At 65.2% G+C, this 20,517-nt stretch carries 21 protein-coding genes; 17 read left to right on the plus strand and 4 right to left on the minus strand.

Annotation, left to right across the window (positions count from 1 at the left end; all coding sequences use genetic code 11):
- Positions 1 to 24 precede the first annotated feature (24 nt).
- The 8 genes from SADO_RS11285 to SADO_RS11320 all read left to right on the plus strand — a co-directional run bounded on the left by SADO_RS11285 (position 25) and on the right by SADO_RS11320 (position 5,555).
- Entirely contained in the window at positions 25 to 351 is a 327-nt protein-coding gene (locus SADO_RS11285; RefSeq protein ID WP_434547903.1) for a tetratricopeptide repeat protein, read from the plus strand.
- Positions 351 to 1,319, plus strand: coding sequence for a homoserine kinase (locus SADO_RS11290; protein WP_353111389.1), 969 nt, complete (start codon positions 351 to 353; stop codon positions 1,317 to 1,319). Before SADO_RS11285 ends, SADO_RS11290 begins: the two co-directional genes overlap by 1 nt.
- Entirely contained in the window at positions 1,316 to 1,753 is a 438-nt protein-coding gene (dtd, locus tag SADO_RS11295) for a D-aminoacyl-tRNA deacylase (RefSeq protein ID WP_353111391.1), read from the plus strand. The genes SADO_RS11290 and dtd overlap by 4 nt, the downstream gene beginning before the upstream one ends.
- Positions 1,754 to 1,840: 87 nt before the next feature.
- Positions 1,841 to 2,434: an imidazoleglycerol-phosphate dehydratase HisB gene (gene hisB / locus SADO_RS11300; RefSeq protein WP_353111823.1), complete on the plus strand. Its 594-nt coding sequence runs from the start codon at positions 1,841 to 1,843 to the stop codon at positions 2,432 to 2,434.
- A 30-nt stretch (positions 2,435 to 2,464) separates the two neighbouring features.
- Positions 2,465 to 3,109, plus strand: a complete 645-nt coding sequence (hisH, locus tag SADO_RS11305) for an imidazole glycerol phosphate synthase subunit HisH (protein WP_353111393.1) — start codon at positions 2,465 to 2,467, stop codon at positions 3,107 to 3,109.
- A 66-nt stretch (positions 3,110 to 3,175) separates the two neighbouring features.
- A complete protein-coding gene (hisA, locus tag SADO_RS11310; protein ID WP_353111395.1) occupies positions 3,176 to 3,919 on the plus strand; it encodes a 1-(5-phosphoribosyl)-5-[(5-phosphoribosylamino)methylideneamino]imidazole-4-carboxamide isomerase in 744 nt (247 codons plus the stop codon).
- Complete coding sequence (hisF, locus tag SADO_RS11315) at positions 3,916 to 4,701, plus strand: imidazole glycerol phosphate synthase subunit HisF (RefSeq protein ID WP_353111397.1); 786 nt, start codon at positions 3,916 to 3,918, stop codon at positions 4,699 to 4,701. Before hisA ends, hisF begins: the two co-directional genes overlap by 4 nt.
- Before the next feature lie 143 nt (positions 4,702 to 4,844).
- On the plus strand, positions 4,845 to 5,555 hold the full coding sequence (locus SADO_RS11320) for an SIMPL domain-containing protein (protein WP_353111399.1): 711 nt from the start codon (positions 4,845 to 4,847) through the stop codon (positions 5,553 to 5,555).
- 58 nt (positions 5,556 to 5,613) lie between these two features.
- On the opposite strand, the gene SADO_RS11325 is transcribed toward SADO_RS11320, so the two are convergent.
- From SADO_RS11325 to def, 4 genes are all read right to left on the minus strand, one after another.
- Positions 5,614 to 6,180, minus strand: a complete 567-nt coding sequence (locus SADO_RS11325) for a type 1 glutamine amidotransferase domain-containing protein (protein WP_353111401.1) — start codon at positions 6,178 to 6,180, stop codon at positions 5,614 to 5,616.
- Positions 6,181 to 6,276: 96 nt separating this feature from the next.
- On the minus strand, positions 6,277 to 7,614 hold the full coding sequence (rsmB, locus tag SADO_RS11330) for a 16S rRNA (cytosine(967)-C(5))-methyltransferase RsmB (protein WP_353111403.1): 1,338 nt from the start codon (positions 7,612 to 7,614) through the stop codon (positions 6,277 to 6,279).
- Positions 7,607 to 8,533, minus strand: a complete 927-nt coding sequence (fmt, locus tag SADO_RS11335; RefSeq protein ID WP_353111405.1) for a methionyl-tRNA formyltransferase — start codon at positions 8,531 to 8,533, stop codon at positions 7,607 to 7,609. The genes rsmB and fmt overlap by 8 nt, the downstream gene beginning before the upstream one ends.
- Positions 8,534 to 8,588: 55 nt before the next feature.
- Positions 8,589 to 9,110 (minus strand): peptide deformylase, encoded by a 522-nt coding sequence (gene def / locus SADO_RS11340; RefSeq protein ID WP_353111407.1) that lies wholly within the window; start codon positions 9,108 to 9,110, stop codon positions 8,589 to 8,591.
- Positions 9,111 to 9,230: 120 nt separating this feature from the next.
- Here def and SADO_RS11345 point away from each other — a divergent pair, with 120 nt between their 5' ends.
- The 9 genes from SADO_RS11345 to SADO_RS11385 all read left to right on the plus strand — a co-directional run bounded on the left by SADO_RS11345 (position 9,231) and on the right by SADO_RS11385 (position 20,515).
- Complete coding sequence (locus tag SADO_RS11345) at positions 9,231 to 10,376, plus strand: LysM peptidoglycan-binding domain-containing protein (RefSeq protein WP_353111409.1); 1,146 nt, start codon at positions 9,231 to 9,233, stop codon at positions 10,374 to 10,376.
- Positions 10,377 to 10,386: 10 nt separating this feature from the next.
- Positions 10,387 to 11,508: a DNA-processing protein DprA gene (gene dprA, locus SADO_RS11350; protein ID WP_353111411.1), complete on the plus strand. Its 1,122-nt coding sequence runs from the start codon at positions 10,387 to 10,389 to the stop codon at positions 11,506 to 11,508.
- A gap of 50 nt (positions 11,509 to 11,558) precedes the next feature.
- Entirely contained in the window at positions 11,559 to 12,029 is a 471-nt protein-coding gene (locus SADO_RS11355; protein WP_353111414.1) for a Smg family protein, read from the plus strand.
- A gap of 148 nt (positions 12,030 to 12,177) precedes the next feature.
- Positions 12,178 to 14,712, plus strand: a complete 2,535-nt coding sequence (locus SADO_RS11360) for a DNA topoisomerase I (RefSeq protein WP_353111416.1) — start codon at positions 12,178 to 12,180, stop codon at positions 14,710 to 14,712.
- Positions 14,713 to 14,779: 67 nt separating this feature from the next.
- Positions 14,780 to 15,352 (plus strand): L-threonylcarbamoyladenylate synthase, encoded by a 573-nt coding sequence (locus SADO_RS11365; protein WP_353111418.1) that lies wholly within the window; start codon positions 14,780 to 14,782, stop codon positions 15,350 to 15,352.
- A 17-nt stretch (positions 15,353 to 15,369) separates the two neighbouring features.
- On the plus strand, positions 15,370 to 16,314 hold the full coding sequence (gene hemF, locus SADO_RS11370) for an oxygen-dependent coproporphyrinogen oxidase (protein WP_353111420.1): 945 nt from the start codon (positions 15,370 to 15,372) through the stop codon (positions 16,312 to 16,314).
- 5 nt (positions 16,315 to 16,319) lie between these two features.
- The gene (locus SADO_RS11375; protein WP_353111825.1) at positions 16,320 to 17,279 is read left to right on the plus strand and encodes a hydrogen peroxide-inducible genes activator; all 960 of its coding nucleotides are present in this window, start codon (positions 16,320 to 16,322) and stop codon (positions 17,277 to 17,279) included.
- 46 nt (positions 17,280 to 17,325) lie between these two features.
- On the plus strand, positions 17,326 to 19,275 hold the full coding sequence (locus SADO_RS11380; RefSeq protein ID WP_353111422.1) for a transglycosylase SLT domain-containing protein: 1,950 nt from the start codon (positions 17,326 to 17,328) through the stop codon (positions 19,273 to 19,275).
- Between the two features lie 16 nt (positions 19,276 to 19,291).
- On the plus strand, positions 19,292 to 20,515 hold the full coding sequence (locus SADO_RS11385) for a multifunctional CCA addition/repair protein (protein WP_353111424.1): 1,224 nt from the start codon (positions 19,292 to 19,294) through the stop codon (positions 20,513 to 20,515).
- The last annotated feature ends 2 nt before the right edge of the window (positions 20,516 to 20,517 follow it).

The following is a 20,517-nucleotide window of genomic DNA, read 5'->3' on the forward strand; positions in this document are numbered from 1 at the left end:
TATCGGTACACTGTGCGCATGCCGATGAAAGACCAACTCGAGTCGCTGCTCGCTTCCGGCGAGGACAACGCCCTGCTGCGTTTTTCCCTGGGTGAACTGCTGTTCAAGGACGGCGAGCACGCCCGCGCCGCCGAACACCTCGCCGAAGCCGTGGCCCACGATCCCGACTACTCCGCTGCCTGGAAGCTCTACGGCAAGGCGCTGGTAGAGAACGGCGACCTGGTCGCCGGTATCGATGTGCTCGAGCACGGCATCACCGTGGCCGAGGCGCGGGGTGACAATCAGGCCGTGCGCGAGATGCAGGTCTTTGCCAAACGCGCGCGCAAGCGCCTTGACGAGCGCGGCGCCTGATGTCGGTTTATACCCGTGTCACCGAAGACGACCTGCGCCACCTGCTGGCCGATTACTCGGTCGGCGAGCTGGAGGATTTCCGCGGCATCTCGGCGGGTATCACCAACACCAACTATTTCGTCGATACCACGACCGGCCGCTGGGTACTGACCCTGTTCGAGCAGATGGATAACGGCTCGCTGCCGTTCTTCATGCAGCTCATGGATCATCTGGCCGGCCACGGCGTGCCGGGCGCGCATCCGCTGGCCCGTAACGACGGCGGATTTCTCAGCGAAGTGCGCGATCGCCCCGCCGCGCTCGTCTATCGCCTGGCCGGCGCGAGCGTCACCGAACCCCAGTCGCGTCATTGCGGCTCGCTAGGCGGGGTGGTTGCAGAAATGCACCGGGCCGTGCGCTCCTTTGGTGAAAGCCAGCGCAATCCGCGCGATCTGGAATGGATCGCCGGCGCGCGCGATCGCCTTTCGGATCGCCTCGATGCCGACACCGCGACCCTGCTCGACGACGAGATCGCGTATCAGCGCGAATGTATCGACACCGTGTACGCCGGTCTGCCCGAAGCAGTGATCCACGCCGACATGTTCCGCGACAACGTATTGTTCGACGACGAACGTGTGTCCGGCGTGATCGACTTCTATTACGCCTGCCACGATTACCTGCTGTTCGACCTGGCCGTGATCTGCAACGACTGGGCCTTCAACGACGCCGGCGCCTATATGCCCGAGCGCTGGCAGGCCTTCATGAACGCCTACGACCGCCGACGCGCGCTCACTGACGCCGAACACGCGGCCTGGCCGGCCATGTTGCGGGCCGCCGCTCTTCGGTTCTGGGCCTCGCGGCTGATCGACTATCACTTCCCGATGGACGGCGACGTGACCCATATCCACGACCCCAGCCCGTTCGAGCGCCTGCTGCGCGCCCATCGGGACGCCGCGCCCGCGCTCGACGGCGGGATCGCCGCCCGCTCGTGATCGCGCTGATCCAGCGCGTGACCGAGGCCAGCGTCGCGGTCGACGGCGAGACGGTCGCCGCGATCGGGCCCGGTATTCTGGCCCTGGTCGCCGCCGAGCCCGACGACGACGACAAACGCGCCGCCCGGCTTGCCGAACGTGTGCTGTCCTATCGCATCTTCGCCGACGACAGCGGGCGCATGAACCAAAGCGCGGCAGACACCGGCCACGCGGTGCTGGCCGTACCCCAGTTCACGCTCGCCGCCGATACCCGGCGCGGCAACCGGCCCGGCTTTTCGACGGCGTGCCCGCCCGATCGCGCCCGCGAGCTGTTCGGCCGATTCGTTGCCACACTCACGTCGCGCCACGACCGTATCGATCAGGGCATCTTCGGGGCCGACATGCAGGTCGCGCTGGTCAACGACGGCCCGGTCACCTTCTGGCTGCAGGCCTGACAAGCCGCCGGCCGCGGTCATTCGCGTTGCCTGGGCAATGGGCGTATTATCCCGCGTTCCGGGGTGATCCAACGCATTGCACAGGCCATGACAGCGCGCCGCGCCACGATCTCACGCAAGACCAACGAAACCGATATCTCGGTCACGCTCGACCTGGATGGCAGCGGCGTATTCAACGCCGATACCGGCGTCGGTTTCTTTGATCACATGCTTCATCAGATCAGCCGCCACGGCCTGATCGATCTCGACGTGTCCGCCACAGGCGATCTGCATATCGACGACCACCACACCGTGGAGGATGTCGGCATCTGCATCGGCCAGGCCCTGCGCGAGGCGCTCGGCGACAAGCGGGGTATCACGCGCTACGGCCATGCCTATGTCCCGCTCGACGAAGCCCTGTCGCGGGTGGTGATCGATCTGTCCGGCCGGCCCGGGCTGTTCTTCGAGGCCACGTTTACGCGCGACAAGATCGGCACTTTCGATGTCGAACTCGTGCGCGAGTTCTTTCAGGGGCTTGCGAGCGCTGCCGCGATCACGCTGCATATGGACGCGCTCAAGGGCGACAACGCCCATCACGTGGCGGAAACGCTGTTCAAGGCCTTCGGCCGCGCACTGCGCTTGGCCGTGTCGGCGGACAGCCGCACGGGCGACGCCACGCCGTCCACCAAGGGCAGCCTCTAACCCTCCTTTTTCTCTTTCGCGTTCAATCTTATGGCAACCGTCGGCATCATCGACTACGGGATGGGCAATCTGCACTCGATTGCCAAGGCGCTGCGTTACGTGGCGTCGGACGAACAGATCGAGGTCAGCTTCGACCCGGATGCGCTGTCGCGCATGGACCGGCTTGTGCTGCCGGGCGTCGGCGCAATCGGCCATTGCATGGACGAACTGCACCGTCTCGAGTTGGACGACATGCTGCGCGAGCAGATCGGCAAGAAGCCGCTCATGGGCGTGTGTCTGGGCATTGAGGCATTGATGGGGCACTCGGAGGAATCCGGCGGCGTGGAATGCCTGGGAGCCTTTCCCGGCGATACCGTGCATTTTGCCGCTCCCGATGCGCAGCCCGACGGCGTGCGCCGCAAGATTCCACATATGGGCTGGAACCAGGTCCGTCAGGAGCGCCACCATCCGCTCTGGAAGGATATCGCGCCCGCAAGCTGGTTCTATTTCGTACACAGCTACTACGTCGTGCCCGAGGACGAGCGGCATGTCGCCGGAACGACCGATTACGGCGTGCGTTTCGCCTCCGTGATCCTGCGACCGAACGTGTTCGCCGTACAGTTCCACCCCGAAAAAAGCCAGTCCGCGGGCCTGCAGCTGCTGGCCAACTTCCTCGAATGGGACGGTTCGGCCTGAGCCGACGCCTGAACACAGATTAAAGCCGCTTCGATCACACCCAAGCCGTAGAAGAGGATTACCGGCGTGCTACTCATACCTGCGATTGATATCAAGAACGGCCAGTGCGTACGTCTGCGCCAGGGCCGCATGGACGACGTCACCATCTTCGACGAAGATCCGGTCGCGGTCGCCCAGCGCTGGATCGATGAAGGCGCGGACCGTATCCACGTGGTCGATCTCGACGGTGCCAAGGCCGGCTACCCGGTCAACGACCGTGTGATCGGCGAGATCGTGACGGCCTGCGGCGACATACCGGTGCAGGTCGGCGGCGGCATTCGCGACGAGTCCGCCATCGAGACCTATCTCGAACGCGGCGTGGAATACGTCATTCTCGGCACGCGCGCCGTCGCGGAGCCACATTTCGTGGCCGATGTCGGCGTCGAATTTCCGGGCCATATCATCGTCGGCCTTGATGCCAAGGACGGCATGGTCGCCACCGACGGTTGGTCGAAGCTATCCCATCACACGGTCGCGGATCTCGCCCAGCAGTTCGAAGAGGACGGCGTGGTCGCCATCATCCATACCGATATCAGCCGTGACGGCATGATGCAGGGCGTGAACGCCGAAGCCAGCCGTGCGCTGGCCGCCGAGCTCACGATTCCCGTGATCGCCTCCGGCGGCGTGACCAATATCGACGATATCGAAGCGCTGCTCGCGGTCGAGAGCGACGGCGTATCGGGGGCGGTCATCGGCCGGTCCCTCTATGAAGGCACGCTGGATTTCGCCGCGGCACGCAAGCTGGTCAACGACCGCAAGAGCGCCAAATGACATTAGCCAAACGCATCATCCCCTGCCTCGATATCGACAAGGGGCGCGTGGTCAAGGGCGTCAAGTTTCTCGAGATCAAGGACGCCGGTGACCCGGTCGAGATTGCGCGCCGCTACGACCAGCAAGGGGCGGATGAGTTGGTGTTTCTGGACATCACTGCCAGCCACGAAGACCGCGGCACCCTGATGGACGTGGTCGAACGCGTGGCCGGCGAGGTGTTCATCCCGCTGACCGTCGGCGGCGGTGTGCGCACCCTGCCCGATGTGCGCCGCCTGCTCTCGGCCGGCGCCGACAAGGTCTCGATCAACACCGCTGCGATCTCGGATCCGAACTTCGTCTACGAGGCCGCCTATCGCTATGGCTCGCAGTGCATCGTAGTCGCACTGGACGCCAAGAACGTGGCCAAGAAGCACGAAGCCCCGCGCTGGGAGATCTTCACCCACGGCGGTCGCAAGTCCACCGGCATTGACGCCATCGAATGGGCCCAGAAACTCGTCGCGCTCGGCGCCGGCGAGGTACTGCTCACGAGCATGGACAAGGACGGCACGAAGTCGGGCTTCGATCTCAAGCTGACGCGCGCGATATCCGAGGCGGTCGATGTGCCTGTAATCGCGTCCGGCGGCGTGGGTAGCCTGGAAGACCTGCACGACGGCCTTGAGATCGGCACCGCCGACGCGGTGCTGGCTGCCTCGATCTTCCACTTCGGCACCTATACGATCCAGCAGGCCAAGGGCTTTCTCGCCGAGCGCGGCGTGGTCGTACGCGACCCGATCTATCGTTAGAACGTCATGCGGGCGGGCCGCTGCCGCATTGAGCGGCGGCGCGGCGCGCCCGACTCACGCTTTCAGCGAGCCGCAAGCTTTGGGCTTCGATACTCTGTGAAATCAACGCGCCGATGCGCGCTGCACTTACCGGGTATCTCGGGATGAAGAACAATATCCTCGCCGCGGCAGTTCTCGGCGTATTGCTCGCCATCGGTCTCGTGGTCGGCGGCAGTTATCTCAAGAGCGCGGCGATCCAGTGGAAATCCGCCGAGCGCACGGTCACCGTAAAAGGCCTGGCGGAACGCGAAGTACGCGCCACGCTCGCGCTCTGGCCGCTGCATTTCACCGTCACCGGCGATGCGCTTGATGAAGTACAGCAGCGGGTCAACCAGCAGGCCGGCATCATCCGCCGCTTTCTGACCGATGCCGGTTTCAAGCCCGAAGCGATCACCCTGACCTCGCCTGAAGTCACCGATCGCTACGCCAACAGCTATGGCAACCAGCGCCCGCCCAGCCGTTACTCGGCCGAGGCCACGATGTTGGTTCGCACCCAGGCTATCGACAAGGTCAAGCAGGCCATGCCGCGGGTCGGCGAACTGATCGGCCAGGGCGTGGTGCTGTCACCGAACTACAACTACCGGACCGAGTTCCTGTTCACCGAGCTCGAAGACATCAAGCCGGAAATGATCGCGGTCGCCACGGCTGATGCGCGCAAGGCCGCCAAACAGTTCGCCGAGGATTCGGGCAGCCGGGTTGGCGCTATTCGGTCAGCCTCGCAGGGCTACTTCTCGATCAGCGATCTCGACAGCTATACGCCGGATATCAAGCGTATCCGTGTGGTGACCACCATCGATTACGCGCTGGAAGATTAGCGCGCACAAAAAAGCCCGGCCGAGGCCGGGCTTTCTCGATCGTCTTCAAGCGATCGTTTTACGTCGTCTGTTCCTCGTGCTTGCCTTCCGCGATCTCCTCGATGACCTTCGCACAGAAGGCATCCAGATCGTCGGGCGTGCGGCTGGTCACGAGTGCTTCGTCGCAGACCACTTCACGATCGACCCAGGTCGCGCCCGCGTTCTTGAGATCGGTCTGGACCGACGGGAAGGACGTCAGCGTACGGCCATCGACCACACCGGCTTCAATCAACACCCACGGCGCATGGCAGATCGCGCCGACCGGCTTGTGCTGGGCGAAGAAATCACGCACGAACTGCACCGCCTTGTCGTTGGTGCGCAGCGTGTCCGGATTGGCCAGGCCACCCGGCAGAACCAGCGCGTTGTAATCGCCGGCCGAGACCTGATCGACGGTCTTGTCGACGGGCTTCGGATCGCCCTTGGGCTCGCCGCCGCTTTCGCCCTGGATCTCGCCGGACTCGAGCGAAACCAGCTCGACCTCGGCGCCCGCAGCCTTGATTTCGTCCCACGGCTGAGTCAGCTCGGAATACTCGAAACCGTTGGTGGCAAGGAATGCGACCTTCTTACCGTTCAATTCGTCGCTCATCACAACTCCAATTGGTTGAGGAATCACTACCCAGCCAATGGTGCGGTTGTGCGCAATCGATTCAACTCCGTATTGCTACGGAACCTCTGCGACCGATCAATCCGCAGCGCGCTCGAGCACTGCGTAGTAGAAGCCATCAAAGCCGTGCATGCCGGGCGCGAGACGCCGACCGTGACGCTCCGCAAATCCCCAGCGGGCATCGATCGCTACCTCACGCGCGTTCTCGGTTTGCGCCAGAAACGCAGCAATTACGTCGACGCCCTCGGCGCGCAGGATCGAGCAGGTGGCGTAAACCAGCCGCCCGCCCGGTGCGAGCGTGCGCCAGAGCGCCTGAAGCATGGCGAGTTGGCGTTCGGCGGCGGCACTGATGTCCGCAGGACGACGCAGCCATTTAATGTCCGGATGGCGGCGAATCACGCCGGTGCCGCTGCAGGGCGCGTCGAGCAGTATGCGATCGAACAGGCGGCCATCCCACCAGGTGTCGGGCTCGGCCGCATCGGCCACTTCGACCCGCGCACTTCGCCCGACACGCGTGAGCGTCTCGTCGAGTGTCTGCAGTCGCTCCGCGTCGATGTCGAGCGCCAGCAGGTCGATATCCGCACGCTCGAGCAGATGCGCGCTTTTGTTGCCCGGCGCCGCACAGGCATCGAGTACGCGATCACCATTACGCGCGCCGAGCAGCACCGTCGCCAGCTGCGCCGCACCGTCCTGTATCGAGACCCGGCCTTCGTCGAAGCCCGGCAGGTCTCGGGCTGCGACCGGCGTATCCAGAGTGAGCACACTGTCGCAGACACGAGCGGCCCTGCTCGTCAGCCCGTGGGCTTCCAGGGCACGCATGGCAACGAAACGATCGCCAAACCGGGCGTTCGTGCGTAAATGCATCGGCGCCGGGCGATTGCCGCCCTCGAGTACGCCCGGCCACTGACTGCCCCAGTCGGCCTGAATACGCTCGACCAGCCAGTCCGGATAGCTGTAGCGAACGCCCGGTGTACGGTCTTCAACCGCCTTGCCCGCATCGCGCTGATGGCCGCGCAGGATCGCGTTGACCATGCCGCGCGCCTTGCCGAGTTTTAGCAAGGCACTCGCAGCGACGCTGGCGTGCACGGCTGCATGCGGCGGCACGCGCATCGATTCCAGTTGATATATCCCCACCAGCAGCAAGGCGCGCAATAGCGGCTGCGGCTTGCGCGACAAGCGCGGCGACAGCAGCGCATCCAGGCGGCGGTAGTCTCGCAACACCCCATAGGCCATGGCCGATACAAGGCCGCGGTCGTTAACGCCAAGGTCCGCAGATATCCCGGCCAGCGCGGCATCGAGACTGCGCCTGTCGTCCATGACCGCAGCCACGGCACGGGCTGCGCAGGCACGTGACTCAGCGCCTTCAACAGACTCGTTATCGGCGTGCTTTCGCGTAGGGCGTCGCCGGTTACTCAAAACGACAGCCCACCCAGTCGCGGCCGTTGACCGCGGCGGCGGCATCCATGCGTTTCTTGCCCGGTAGCTGTAGCTCGTGCACCCGTAGAACCCCGGCGCCCGTGGCGATATCGATGCCCTTCGGACTGGCGGCAACCACCGTCCCCGGCTCAGCATCGCCGGCCTCGCCGGGTGCGGTTGCGGCACGCCAGAAGCGCACCGGCTGGCCGTCGAGCCGGGCGTGGGCTACCGGCCAGGGCACGAAGGCCCGAACGGCCCGCGCGATTTCGTCCGCGCGTAACCGCCAGTCGATAGCGGCCTCACCTTTTTCGAGCCGGCGCGCATAGCAGGCCTGCGCGTCGTCCTGCGGCTCGGCGCTGACGCCCTCCGGGAGCCGACCGAGCAGATCAGCGAGTTCACGCGCGCCCAGATCGGCAAGCCGGTCGTGCAGCACGCCGGCGTTGGTGTCGCCATCGATCGGTACGGCCCGCCGCACGATCATCGGCCCGGTGTCCAGCCCGGCTTCCATCTGCATCAGCGTGACGCCGGTTTCGCTGTCCCCGGCCAGAATCGCACGCGCGATCGGTGCCGCACCGCGCCAACGCGGCAGCAGCGAGGCATGCACGTTGATGCAGCCGTGTTGCGGGAGTGCCAGCACCTTCTTGGGCAGCAGCAGCCCATAGGCAACGACAACCATCAGATCAGGCTCAAGCGCAGCGAGCTCGGCGAAAGCGTCGGCGCTCTTGAGCGACTCCGGCTGCTGTACCGGCACGCCCAGCTCGAGCGCGCGCTGTTTGATCGGCGAGGTCGCGAGTTTGCGCCCCCGTCCCGCAGGTCGGTCCGGCTGGGTGAGCACACCCACCAGGCTGTGACCGCTGGCGGCAATCGCGTCCAGGCAGGGCAAGGCAAATTCGGGCGTCCCGGCGAACACGATATTCATGGGGCAGGATTCATCGGACGAGATTTATTGGATCAGGCATTCGCTGGGCAGGACCCTATTCGTCGTTGGCGGCAGGCGCGCTCTGGCGGGCGGCCTTGGCGAGCTTTCGCCGGATACGCTCGCGCTTTAAGCGCGACAGCTGATCGATATACAACCCGCCATCGAGATGCGCGAGCTCGTGCTGCACGCACTGGGCAAGCAACCCTTCGGCGTCCATTTCGTAACGCTCGCCGTGGCGATCCTGGGCGGCGAAGCGCAGGCGCGTATAACGCTTTACCTTGTCGTAGTGCTCGGGCACCGAGAGACAGCCCTCGTCGACGGTCTCCAGATCCTCCTGCCAAAGAATCTCCGGGTTGCACATCACGATGCGCTCGTCGCGATCGTCGGAGCAGTCCATGACCGCGACACGGCGCGTATCGCCGACCTGCGTGGCGGCCAGGCCGACGCCTGGCGCGTCGTACATGGTCTCGAACATGTCGTCGATGAAAGTCGACAATGTGTCGTCGAAAACAGTCACCGGCTGGGTGTTTTCGCGCAGTCGCGGATCGGGGAAATGCAAAATTTCGAGAATCGCCATATTCTGTCGGTGGTCAGCGTTGCAAATGGGGGCCGGCCATCAAGAAAAAGCTTTTGATGGCCGATAACAAAGCACGCGGCATGGCCCGTACCGGCGGTATTAATTGGGGGCGCGTCCTGGATGCGAGAGTATAACGATTTGAAACTGGCCATGAAGCAGGCAGGCGTCAGCCTTGCGCTTGCTGCAGGCGTTCTGGCCGCCGGCTGTGCACATCAGCCACCGGTGACCGATTCACAGCAGACCGAAGCGCCACCGGCCAAGCCGTTACCGCCGCGCAATGCACCCGTCGCGCGCGAAGCCGCTATCGCGAGCCAGATCCGTGCGGACGCACCGCTGCGTTACGTGGTCAAGAAAGGCGACACGCTCTGGGACATCTCCGGCTACTACCTGCGTGATCCCTGGTACTGGCCGCAGCTGTGGTACGCCAATCCGGACATCGCGAATCCGCATCTGATCTATCCGGGTGACGTGCTCATTCTCACCAGAGGGCCGGATGGTGCGTTCCAGCTGCGCCGGGCCGGGACCGAGCGGCTGTCGCCGCGGATACGTGAAGGCTCGCTCGAGTCCATCGCAACGATCCCGTTCGATGCCATTCGCGCGTTCATCACTGGCCCGCGCCTGGTCGACGCGGAAGAACTTCAGAAGGCGCCTTATGTGGTGTCGTTCATCGACGAGCATCTGATCGGCGGCAAGGGCACGATCAGCTATATCCGCAATCCCGCGAATCAAGGCTACGCCGCCGAAAACTACAGCCTCGTCCGTGATGCAGGCCCGTACAAGGACCCCGACACCGGCGAAATCCTCGGTCAGCAGGCCGTGCCCGTCGGCGAGATGCGGATCACCGATTTCGACGCAGTCGCCACCGGCATCATCACCAAGAGTCATCGCGAAGCGCTCGTCGGCGATCGCCTGCTGCCGCTGGAAACCGAAGATCTGGTCCACGATTTCTATCCGCATGCCCCGGATCGCAACGTTGAAGGCCGGATCATCTCCGTCTACGACGGTGTGTCGGCGATCGGCCAGTACCAGGTCGTCACGCTGAGCATCGGCAGCACGGATGGCATCAAACGTGGTCATGTGCTCGATATCTTTGAAGCGGGACGCCTCGTCCTCGACCCGGTCGAAGGCGGCCAGGTGCGCCTGCCGGAACTCCAGTCCGGTCAGCTTCTGGTCTTCAAGACCGACGCGCACGTCAGCTTCGCGGTGATCATGCGAGCCAAGCGCGCGGTGCATATCGAAGACTTCGTGCGCACCCCGCAGCGCTGATCGGGCACCCGTGAGTGAACGGGACTGGCTGCGTCTGGCCTGCACACCCGGCGTCGGGGCCACGCTCGGCGCCCGTCTGATCGAACGCTATGGCACACCGGCACGCATCCTCGCGGCCGGTGATGCCGCCTGGCGTGAGCTCGGCATTCCGCGCGCGGCACGCGACACGCTTGCCACGCCCGACAATGCGCGGGTCGACGAAGCCGAGCGTTGGCTGGATCGCGACGACCACCATTTCATTACGCCCGAACATCCACACTACCCGGCTGCTCTGGGCGAGCTCGTGCCACCCCCGTCATGGCTTTATGCACTGGGTGACACAGAACTGCTCACGTACCCGGCCATCGCCATCGTGGGCAGCCGCAACCCCACAACGGCCGGACTCGAGGCTGCACGCGAGTTCGGTGCAGCGCTGGCCGGCGCGGGCCTCGTGGTGGTCTCGGGCCTGGCACGCGGCATCGATGCAGCTGCTCACGAGGGCGCCCTGTCCGCCAACGGCATGACCATCGCCGTCTGTGGCACCGGTCTGGACCGTGTCTACCCGGCCATGCACAAGGATCTGGCCGAACGCATCGCCGCCAGCGGCCTGCTGCTTTCCGAATTCGGGCTCGGCACCCAACCGGCGCGCGGCAATTTCCCGCGGCGTAACCGCATCATCGCCGGGCTGTGTACCGCCACGCTTGTGGTCGAGGCCGCGCGTGCGTCCGGCTCGTTGATCACCGCCCGCATGGCCAGTCAGGCCGGTCGCGACGTGTTCGCCCTGCCCGGCTCGATCCACAATCCGCTCGCGCGCGGCTGCCATCAACTGATCCGCGATGGCGCAAAACTGGTCGAAACCACCGACCACATCCTCGAGGATATCGCCGGCGTGCTGGACGGCTATCGCCTCATCCGCAGCGACAGCGATGACAGCGGCAAAAACGAGCGTGATCCACGCTCTAGCCCGGCCGAGGACGACGACCACGCCACCCTGCTCGCCGCCATCGGACATGCCCCGGCACGCGTCGACGAGCTGGTCGCACGCACCGGCTGGTCGGCGGATGCGGTATCATCAACGCTGCTCATCCTGGAACTTCAAGGCCGTGTGCTTGCCGGCCCCGGCGGCGCCTATACCCGCGCCAGCGGCGGTTGATCGCGGGCCATGACCGACCGGAACGGTTCATACACGACGGATCTGCGCCGATGAACGAAAACCTGCTCGACGTGCTGCTCTATCTGTTCGAGAACTTCTCTCTTGCGGATGCCGAACACATGTCCAGCGTGCGCGACGATCTCGGCGACGCCGGTTTCTTTCCGGACGAGATCGACGACGCCTTTGCCTGGATTCGCGCCACCGACCCGGACGGCCAGGCGATGGCAGTAGCGCCCAGCGACGATGCCATCCGCGTCTACGCCGACCGCGAGATGCATGTGCTCGATGCGGAGTGCCGCGGCTATCTCGCCCAGCTCGAACAGGCCGGCGTGCTGAGCGCGACGGCCCGTGAGATCGTCATTGATCGCATGATGGCGCTGGCGGAAGACGCCTTCGAAGGTGCCGATATAGAACAGCTCAAATGGGTGGTGATGATGGTGCTGTCTTCCAGCGGCCAGGATCAGGCCTATGCCCGCATGGAAGCGATGATTCACGCCGAATCGCCCGGCGCGAGTCACTAGCCCGAAAGACGTCAGTCGAGGTGACACGCCACGTCACTTCGCCGCCCTGAAAGTTGACGTTGAACGGTCGCGCGTGCTTCAAAGGCTGTGCTAGTGTGCTGCGCCCTGCGCCCAAGTGCAGGCCCCATTCTTCAAGTAGCGTGAGCCGATGAGTCGTAATCTCGTCATCGTGGAATCGCCGGCCAAGGCCCGGACGATCGAGAAATATCTCGGCAAGGACTACGAGGTCCTGGCCTCGTATGGCCATGTGCGCGACCTCGTGCCCAAGGAAGGCGCGGTCGATACCGAGCACGACTTCGCCATGCGCTACGACGTGATCGATCGCAACGCGAAGCACGTCGAGAAGATCGCCCGCAGCCTGAAGAAGTCCGACGCGCTTCTGCTCGCGACTGACCCGGATCGCGAAGGCGAAGCCATTGCCTGGCATCTGCTCGAGCTGCTGCGCGAACGCGGCCTGCTTGACGACAAGACGGTCCAGCGGGTGGTCTTTCACGAAATCACCAAGAAGGCTGTCGGTACCGCGGTCGATAACCCGCGTGAGATATCCAGCGATCTGGTCAACGCCCAGCAGGCCCGGCGCGCGCTCGACTACCTGGTGGGCTTCAATCTGTCGCCGCTTCTCTGGCGCAAGGTTCAGCGCGGCCTGTCCGCCGGCCGTGTGCAAAGTCCGGCCCTGCGCCTGATCTGCGAGCGCGATGCCGAGATCGAGGCCTTCATACCCGAGGAATACTGGAAGATCGAAGCGCAGGTCGAGAAGGACGCGGCCGCATTCAGCGCTCGCCTGTATCAGCTCGACGGCGAAAAGGTCAGCCAGTTCACGGTCAACAATCAGGGCAGCGCGGACACTGCCTTCGAGACGCTCACGAAGGCCGCCAACGGCCAGTTGCGTGTCGCCAAGGTCGATCGCAAGGAACGCAAGCGCAATCCGGCGCCGCCGTTCACGACCTCGACCCTGCAACAGGAAGCCGCACGCAAGCTCGGCTTCACCGCCAAGCGCACCATGCGCACGGCCCAGAGTCTGTATGAGGGCGTGTCGATCGACGGTGCCGAAGCCACCGGTCTGGTCACCTATATGCGGACCGACTCGGTCAGCCTGGCGGCCGATGCCGTCGCCGAACTGCGGTCGATGATCGGCAAACGTTATGGCGACAAGAATCTGCCGGACGCCCCGCGTACCTTCAAGACCAAGTCCAAGAACGCGCAGGAGGCCCATGAGGCTATCCGGCCGACCGAGAGCGCTCGGATTCCGGACGAGATCAAGTCCAACCTGACCAGCGATCAGGCTCGTCTTTACGAGCTGATCTGGCAGCGCACCGTCGCCAGCCAGATGGTCCATGCCCTGTTCGACACCGTGGCCGCGGATCTGGCCACCAGCGGCGACGACAAGCACCTGTTCCGTGCCTCCGGCCGCACCCTGCGCGAGCCCGGCTTCCTGTCGGTCTACAAGGAAGGCAAGGACGACGACAAGGGCGACGACGACGCCGACAAGCGGTTGCCGCATCTCGAGGAAGGCGAACTGCTCAAGCTCGCCGAGATTGTGCCGACCCAGCATTTCACCGAGCCACCGCCGCGCTTCACTGAAGCCGCGCTGGTCAAGACGCTCGAGGAATACGATATCGGTCGTCCGTCGACCTATGCCTCGATCATCTCCACGTTGCAGGATCGCGAATACGTGGAGATGGACGGCAAGGCCTTCATGCCGACCTCGCTCGGCAAGATCGTCAACAAGTTCCTGACCGACCACTTCACGCGCTATGTGGACTACGAGTTCACCGCCAACCTCGAAGATCGGCTCGACGCCGTCTCCCGTGGCGAAGAACAGTGGCAACCGTTGCTGCGCGAGTTCTGGGATCGCTTCTCCGAGCAGATCGAATCCAAGCAGGATCTGTCTCGCGAGGAAGTCGCCCAGGCACGCGAACTCGGCACCGACCCGAAATCCGGCAAGCCGGTGATCGTGCGGATCGGCCGTTTCGGGCCGTTCGTGCAGATCGGCTCCAAGGACGACGAGGAAAAGCCCAAGTTCGCCGGCCTGCGCAAGGGCCAGGACATGGACAAGATCACCCTCGACGAGGCGCTGTATCTGTTCAATCTCCCGCGCGAACTCGGCGAGACGCCCGAGGGCGAGCCGATGGTGGTCAGCATCGGGCGCTTTGGTCCTTACGTTCGCTACGGCAAGAAATTCGCCTCGCTCAAGGAAGACGACCCGTACACCGTGTCGAAAGAGCGCGCGCTTGAAGTCGTCGCCGAGAAGAAAGAGGCCGACGCCAAGAAGCTGATCAAGCACTTCGAGGCCGAGGGCATCAAGGTCCAGCACGGACCCTTCGGCGTCTACATCACCGATGGCAAGAAGAACGCCAGCGTGCCCAAGGATCAGGAGCCCGCGGATCTTACCCTGGAGCAATGCCAGGAGATCATCGCCAAGGCCCCGGAAAAGAAAAAGCGCGGAAAGAAAGGCGCAGCCGCCAAGAAGACGACAGACAAGGCGGCTTCGAAGAGCACGGCCAAGAGCACCACTACCAAGAAGGCCAGTGCCGCGAAGACCAGCAAGGCCAAGAGCACGACCAAGAGCAAGTCCACGACTGCCGCCAAGAAGCCTGCCAGCAAGAGCGCGGCCGCAAAGAAACGGGCCGCGAAGTCGGCCAGCAAGTCGAACGGCAGCGGCTCGGGCAAGTCGCAGTCCTGATCCGCGCGGTGAGTGACCTGCCCCGCTGCCGCGCCGTGACGGCCTCTTGCGACTGCGCAGGCAGATCATGAGCGGGTCGCACACGCGTCTGAGCCCGCACCGTCTGCGCGCGGCGGCACGCATACTCACCGCCGGCGGGCTGGTTGCCCACGCCACTGAAGGCGTGTGGGGCCTGGCCTGCGATCCGCTCAACCCGCGCGCCGTACTGCGACTGCTCGCGCTCAAGCGGCGCGACGTGAAACGCGGCCTGATCCTGATCGGCGCCGAAATCCAGCATCTCGATCTGTTCGTCGCATCCGGGGCAGACGATGCCTGGGCTCGCGCCGTCGAAAGCTGGCCCGCGCCGATAACCTGGCTGTTGCCGGCCGCATCCGGCACGCCGTGGTGGCTGACCGGTGAGCACGACAGCATTGCCCTGCGCCAGACTGCCCATGCCGACAGCGCCGCCCTGTGCCGCGCCTTCGGCAGCGCGCTGGTTTCCACGAGCGCGAATCGCAGCGGCCGCCCGCCGGTGCGGAACGCCTGGCAGGCCCGGGCCCGCCTCGGTCACGGCGTGGATTTCATCGCCGGGGGCGTACCGGACGCGCCCGGCCGCCCGAGCACGATCCGCGATGCCCGCGACGGCCGTACCCTTCGCTAAAGCTGATCACGACTGATATGAACACCGCCGGGATCGATACCGACCGCGTCATCGACTGGTTCCGCGACCTGCAGAACCATATCTGCGAGCGTCTCGGCGCTTTCGAGCCGAATCAGGAATTTCATGTCGACGCCTGGCAGCGCCCGGCCGGTGGCGGCGGCGATACGCGGGTGCTCGCCGATGGCGACACCTTCGAGCGCGCCGGGGTGAATTTCTCCCGCGTGACCGGCGACAACCTGCCCGCCTCGGCCTCGGCACGCCGACCGGAGCTGGCCGGGCGCTCGTTCATCGCCAGCGGGGTGTCGGTGGTTGCCCACCCGAAGAACCCTTACGCGCCGACCGCGCATGCGAACGTGCGGTTCTTCGTCGCCGAGAAGGACGGCGCGCCGCCGGTCTGGTGGTTTGGCGGGGGGTTCGATCTCACGCCGTATTATCCGTTCGAAGAAGACGCTATCGCCTGGCACGAGGCCGCGCATCACGCTTGCGCGCCCTTTGGCGAAAATCTCTATCCGCGCTTCAAGCAGTGGTGCGACGAGTATTTCTATCTACCGCACCGCGAAGAGACACGCGGCATTGGCGGACTGTTCTTCGACGATTTCGACGAACTCGGCTTCGAGGATAGCTTCGCGTTCATCCGCAGCGTGGGCCAGGCTTTCGTTGATGCCTACATGCCCATCGTCGAGCGTCGGCGCGACCACGCATACGGCGCGCGCGAGCGCGATTTCCAGCTGTATCGGCGCGGGCGCTATGTCGAGTTCAATCTCGTCTACGACCGCGGCACGCTGTTCGGCCTGCAGTCGCGCGGGCGCACCGAGTCCATCCTGATGTCGATGCCGCCGCTGGCATCGTGGCAGTATGGCTACAAGCCCGAACCGGCCAGCCCCGAAGCCACACTCTACGAGGACTATCTCAAACCTCGTGACTGGCTCGGCTGTGCCACAGAAGAACAAGACCGGTCTTGATGCATATCACGCTTACCGAATTGCGCTATCTGATCGCGCTCGACAAGGAGCGCCACTTCGGCCGCGCCGCCAAGCGCGCGTTCGTCAGTCAGCCCACGCTGTCCGTCGCGGTCAAGAAGCTCGAGGGCGAGCTGGGCGTGACCGTGTTCGAGCGCAACCGCGGCGAGGCGCGGGTGACGCCGATCGGCCGGCGCATCATCGAGCAGGCCTATCGCGTGCTCGGCGAAGTCAGCGCGCTCGAAGCGGTGGCCGAACAGGGCCGCGACGAACTCGCCGGCCCGCTGCGCCTGGGCGTGATCTATACGGTCGGCCCCTATCTGCTACCGCACTTGATCCCGGCCCTGCGTGAAGCCACGCCGGACATGCCGCTGATCATCGAAGAGAACTTCACCGGCACCCTCACCCAGCAGTTGCGCAACAACGAGCTGGATGCGGTGATCATCGCCATGCCCTACGACGTTGCGGGCCTGTCGACCTGGGCGCTTTATGACGAGTCGTTCGTCGTGGTCATGCCGCAGAAACATCCCTGGACTGCGCGCGAGAGCATCGACGCCAACGATCTTGCCGACGAGGATCTGTTGCTGCTCGGCCCCGGCCATTGTTTCCGCGACCAGGTCCTGTCGCTCTGCGATGACTGTCGCGATCGTGAGCGCGAACGCCAGCCACAGGCCGGTTCCAGCCTCGAGACCATCCGTCATATGGTGGCCAGCGGGCTTGGGGTGACGGTACTGCCGCGGTCCTCCATTCCGGGACTGTCGGAGGAATCGCGCCTGCTGGAGACACGGCCCTTCTCGGGCGATACGCCCACCCGCCGTATCGCCGTGGCCTGGCGCAAGAGTTTTCCGCGTCCGCGCGCAATCAACAGTCTGCGCAAGGCGATCATGCAGTGCGACCCCAGCGGCGTGACGCTGTTGCCCGAAGAATCGGCCGAGAACATCGACGAAGAGGCTTTCGTCGAGCTCTGAACCCGGTCAGCTTCGCGGCTACCGGCGTGCGTTACACTCCGTCGCTGTGAATCGTTTCAACGCCATCACCGCCATGCGCCTGTTTTCCACGGCCGCTCTGTTGCTGCTTGCCGGCACCAGCCTTGCCGCGACGACCGCTCAGCGCGACGCCTTCCGCGATGCACTGGCCGCCGCCCAGCAGGGTCGGCTGGACAGCGTGCCCGGTCTGCGCGCGCAGTTGCAGGGCTACCCGCTCTACGACTATCTCACCGCGGCCGACCTGCGCTATCGCCTCGATACCGGCGCGAACACGTCCTTGGATGGCCGCATCCAGTCCTTCGTCAACGCGCACCCCGACCTGCCGCCCGCCGAAAGCCTGCGCCGCAACTGGCTACCGAGCCTGGCGCGCCGCGAACGCTGGTCGACGCTGCTCGACAACACGCGCGACAGCGATGGCAGCACGGCGACCTGTCGTGCCGTTAATGCTCGAATCAAGCTCGGCCAGGCACCGACCGACGCCGCTCTTGATCTATGGCGAGTCGGCCGCAGCCGGCCCGATGCCTGCGACCCCGTCTTCGCCTGGCTCGAAGAACGCGGCCTGCGCGGGCCCGACGAGATCCTGCGCCGTGCGCGGCTGGCCGTACTCGAAGGCCAGTTCGGCCTGACCCGCTATCTGGGCCGCAAACTGCCTGCCAATGTCGCCGCCCGCACCGACCAGTGGCTCGGCGTGGCCGAGACGCCGGCGAACCTGAGCTACAGCCAGCCCGGCCTCGACGGCGATATCGCCGTCTATGCCTTCAAGCGGTTGGCTCTTCGCAATCTCGACAAGGCCTCCGATCTGCTCGCGCCGCTGGTCGAACGCCTCGGCCTCGACGCCGAACAAAGCCATGAGATGAAGCGCTACGTCGCCCTGCTCTACGCGCAGGAGCACAAGCCGCAGGCGCTGGTCTGGTTCGCGCGTATGGATCATGCCCGCATGACCGAGGACGACCACGCGCTCGGCTGGGAGATCCGTGCGGCGGTCTATCAGCAGCGCTGGCCGCTGGTGGTCGATGCCATCAACGACCTGCCGCCGGCCATCGCCGGCGAAGAGGAATGGCGCTACTGGCATGCCCGCGCGCTCGAAGAAATGGGCCGCACGCAGCAGGCTCGCGCGATCTACGCGCCGTTGGCGCGCGAGCGCTCCTACCACGGCTATCTCGCCGCCGACGCGCTGGGTCAGGACTACAGCCTCAACGAACGCCCGCTGAGCGTGGATGCCACCGCCCGCGGCCGGGTTGAAGGCAAGCCCGCACTTGCACGCGCCCGCGAACTGCGCGCGCTCGGCATGGATCATCAGGCCGGGCAGGAATGGAATGCCGTGATCGACGGCCTCGATCAGGCCGCGCTCGCCCAGGCCGCGCGTATCGCCCACGACTGGGGCTGGCACTCGCGCGCGATCATCACTTTGGCGAAGTCGGACTACTGGGACGATCTGGATATCCGCTATCCCACGCCCTACGACAACGCCGTGCGCCAGTTCGCGAACGACAACGGCCTCGACCCGGCCTATGTATTCGCGATCATGCGTACCGAGTCGCTGTTCCAGCCGGAGATCCGTTCTTCGGCCGGCGCGGTGGGGCTGATGCAGCTGCTGCCGGGCACGGCGCGGCTCGTGGCACGCCGCATGGACGCCGCGCGCCCGTCGAGCAGCGCGCTGACGGTGCCCGAGATCAATATCCAGCTCGGCACCGGTTATCTCGCACAGATGCTCGAGCGCTGGGACGGCAATATCGCCATGGCGAGTGCGAGCTACAACGCCGGCCCCGGACGTATCGAACGCTGGCTGCCCGACGAGACGATGGATCCGACCATCTGGGTCGCCAACATCCCGTATACCGAGACCCGCAATTACGTCCAGCGCGCGATGTCGCACATGACCGTGTTCCAGTCGCGCCTGAACGAACGAATCGTGCCGCTGGATGAACGTATAGACGCCGTGCAGCCGCGCTACGGCGACGAAACCGCCAACCGATAAGGAGCCGCACGCGGACATGGAGCGTTATCTGGTCGGCGGCGCGCTGCGCGACGAATGGCTAGGGCTTGCGGTATCGGACCGCGATTGGGTGGTCGTCGGCGCCAGCCCCGAGGACATGGTCGAGCGCGGCTATCGCCCGGTCGGCCGCGATTTCCCGGTCTTTCTCGACCCCGAAACGCATGAGGAACACGCGCTTGCGCGGACCGAACGCAAGAGCGGGCGTGGTTACCACGGCTTCGTGTTCCATACCGGGCCCGACGTGAGGCTGGAGGACGACCTTACCCGTCGTGACCTGACGATCAACGCAATCGCACGAGCCGATGACGGCACGGTCGTCGATCCCTGCGGTGGCCGCTCGGATCTGGAAGACCGGGTGCTGCGCCACGTCTCGCCCGCTTTCGTCGAAGACCCCGTCCGCCTGCTCCGCCTGGCGCGCTACTACGCCCGCTTCGCACCACTGGGCTTTCGGGTGGCCGACGAGACGATGGCGCTGCTGCGCGAGATGGTCGCCAGCGGTGAAGTCGATCACCTGGTACCCGAGCGAGTCTGGGCCGAGACCGAGCGCGCGCTCATGCACGACGAGCCGCAGCTGTTCTTCTATCTGCTGCGCGAGTGCGGCGCGCTGGCGCGTCTGTTCCCGGAGCTCGATGCCCTGTTCGGGGTGATCCAACCGGTGCGCCATCATCCCGAAATCGATTCCGGCGTGCATACCCTGCTCGTGCTCGGCCAGGCCGCAGCCGCCAGCGCGCCGCTCGCCGCGCGTTATGCTGCGGTCTGCCACGACTACGGCAAGGCGCTGACCCCGGCGCATGTGCTACCCGGCCATCGCGGCCACGAAGCCGCCGGCGTGCCGCTCGCCGATCAATGCAGCGCACGTCTGGGCGTGCCGAAGGCATTGCGCGATGCCGCCGCACTGGTCGCGCGTTGGCATACGCATGTGCATCGCATGCACGAGCTGCGGCCGGCGACCATGCTGGAACTCTTTGAAAGCATCGACGCCTTCCGACGGCCGGAACGCCTGGACGTGCTGATCGCGGTCTGCGAGGCCGACGTACGTGGCCGGCTGGGTTTCGAGCAGCGCGGCTACGATCAGCCACTCATCGCACGCGCAGCGTTCGCTGCCGCCAACGCCATCGATGCCCGGCCGATCGCCGAATCCGGCCTGCGCGGCCCCGAGATCGGCAAGGCCCTGCACGAGCAACGCGTCGCCGCGATCGCCAGCGCCATAGGGCGCCGCTAGCG

Source organism: Salinisphaera dokdonensis CL-ES53, from assembly GCF_040361215.1.
Classification (GTDB): Bacteria; Pseudomonadota; Gammaproteobacteria; order Nevskiales; family Salinisphaeraceae; genus Salinisphaera; species Salinisphaera dokdonensis.